Raw genomic sequence first — 1,841 nt, 5'->3', positions numbered from 1 at the left:
GGCCAAGGTCAAGACAGGGTGTGGGCTTCCGTGAGCTATGCTCTCTCGGCCGGCTCGTCGATTGAAGTCCTTGGCACCACAAAGGACGCCGGGACCACGGCAATCAACCTGACCGGCAACGAGTCGGCCCAAACCATCCAGGGCAATGCCGGTGCCAACGTCATCAACGGCGGCGGCGGTGCCGATAAGTTGAGCGGCTTCGGCGGCAACGACATTTTCGTCTTCAATAGCGCCCTTGGTAACGGCAATGTCGACAAGGTCGTCGACTTCAACCAAGACAAGATCCACCTCGACGACGCGATTTTTGCCGAGCTTAAGTTGGGCAAGCTCGCATCCGACTCTTTCTTTGCGGGTAATGCCGCGCATGACAGTTCCGACCACATCATCTACAACAGTTCGACTGGAGCGCTCTCCTATGACAGCGACGGCACAGGCGGCGCATCTCAAACACAGTTCGCCACTCTTTCTCCAGATCTGTCGCTTACGGCAGCCTCGTTCTTTGTGACCTAACGGAGCTAGCGGGAAACGCCATCGCGCGAGGGCCCGCGCTCGCCAACAGAGACAGGTGGATAAACTGCACTTTTGAAGCCTGTCTCGTTTGGCGGCGTGGATCCCCTGGCGCGGATCGCGCGGCACCTGCGATGGCGCCGGCCGTCCCCAGAACCGTTCTAAGCCCATTTCGGCATTGTCGATTCTCCTCCACGTCCTGCGAAGCAGGCTACCCCGGACCGTTTGAGTTCCAGAATGGTAAGGTTAGCTCAAGTGCCGGTCCCCTGAACCAGCAGCAGGCCGAAGGAACCACGCTAGGTTCGCTAACGCATTGTTTCGGCGAGACGCCTGTCGCTGTCATCCATTCGTAGGATGAGAATTCATACCTTAGTGGCTAGGGATTGAAGATGAGTGGACCTGCCCTTCAAAGGGAGGCTCTCCGCAGGCGATGCGTGTTTGACTTTGGAGAGCATCCGGTGGGCGTCAGTTCCGCGGGCAAAAGCAGCAAGCGGGTTTTAAAACCGGGGACGCCAGGGCGCAACTGGGCCGGCAGGGCGATTGGCAATGAGGGGTCATGGGAAAGATCAAGCGATCCTTGGAGGTTTTACGAACCGAAGGGCCTGGTCGACTCCTCCAATTGTCTGCCCTATCGCTGATCGAGCCGCTCAGATGGCAAGGGCTTCGTCCTCGCGTTGCGTCTGATGCAAAGCAGGCATTGTCCCATCTCAATTTGACAAATCGAAGTCGCGGATTGTTTATCGATTGCGGTTCAAATATAGGTCAAGGGCTTAAATTCTTTTCTACATACTATACGCCCGACAAATACGATTACGTTTTGATCGAACCAAACAAGAATTGCCTTGCGCAGCTTAATGCATTGCGCGCGAAAAATTTGACTATGGAGATTATCCCAAAGGCGGCGAGCGTAAAAGACGGCTACGCTGAATTGTTTGGGCCTCCTCCAGATCGAGCGGAAGCCACCCACCAAAGTTGCTCGATAGTCTTGGACCACAACGAAAGCCTGTATCAATCACAGCGATTTGCGCCGGACCTCGTCGAAACGTTTTCACTCTCAAAAATGATCCGGACAAAGCGTACGCTGTATGACGTGATCGTTCTCAAGCTCGACGTCGAGGGGGCAGAATACGAAATTCTTGATGATTTGATCAGGGCTGGAACCCATCGTGATCTATATGCCGCCTACGTGGAATTCCACTCTCTTAAACTGAGGAATCCCGCGAGACGGGAGAAGCGCGCCCTCGAAGCCAGAATGGTGCAAGCATTCGGCGAAGCCGGCATTCGATTTAGAAGATGGATATAGCGTCATGGCGGGGCAGGGAGCTTGGGGTGAG

General features: G+C 55.3%; 2 protein-coding genes. Both read left to right on the top strand.

Annotation, left to right across the window (positions count from 1 at the left end):
* Positions 1 to 510 (top strand): calcium-binding protein (locus EOA85_RS34280; RefSeq protein ID WP_281033830.1); only part of this gene is annotated, 510 nt, incomplete at its 5' end.
* Positions 511 to 1,063: 553 nt separating this feature from the next.
* Positions 1,064 to 1,810 (top strand): FkbM family methyltransferase, encoded by a 747-nt coding sequence (locus tag EOA85_RS34275; RefSeq protein WP_127212636.1) that lies wholly within the window; start codon positions 1,064 to 1,066, stop codon positions 1,808 to 1,810.
* Positions 1,811 to 1,841: the final 31 nt, after the last annotated feature.

The sequence above is a fragment of the Mesorhizobium sp. M5C.F.Ca.IN.020.29.1.1 genome (genome assembly GCF_003997375.1).
GTDB lineage: Bacteria > Pseudomonadota > Alphaproteobacteria > Rhizobiales > Rhizobiaceae > Mesorhizobium > Mesorhizobium wenxiniae.
Note: the sequence above shows the minus strand (reverse complement) of the source record. Positions and strands in the feature narration are given on the sequence as shown.

Bases quoted from the DNA above. Each gene is read 5' to 3' on its own strand.
- EOA85_RS34275 (WP_127212636.1), top strand. From the start codon at position 1,064: ATGGGAAAGATCAAGCGATCCTTGGAGGTTTTACGAACCGAAGGGCCT.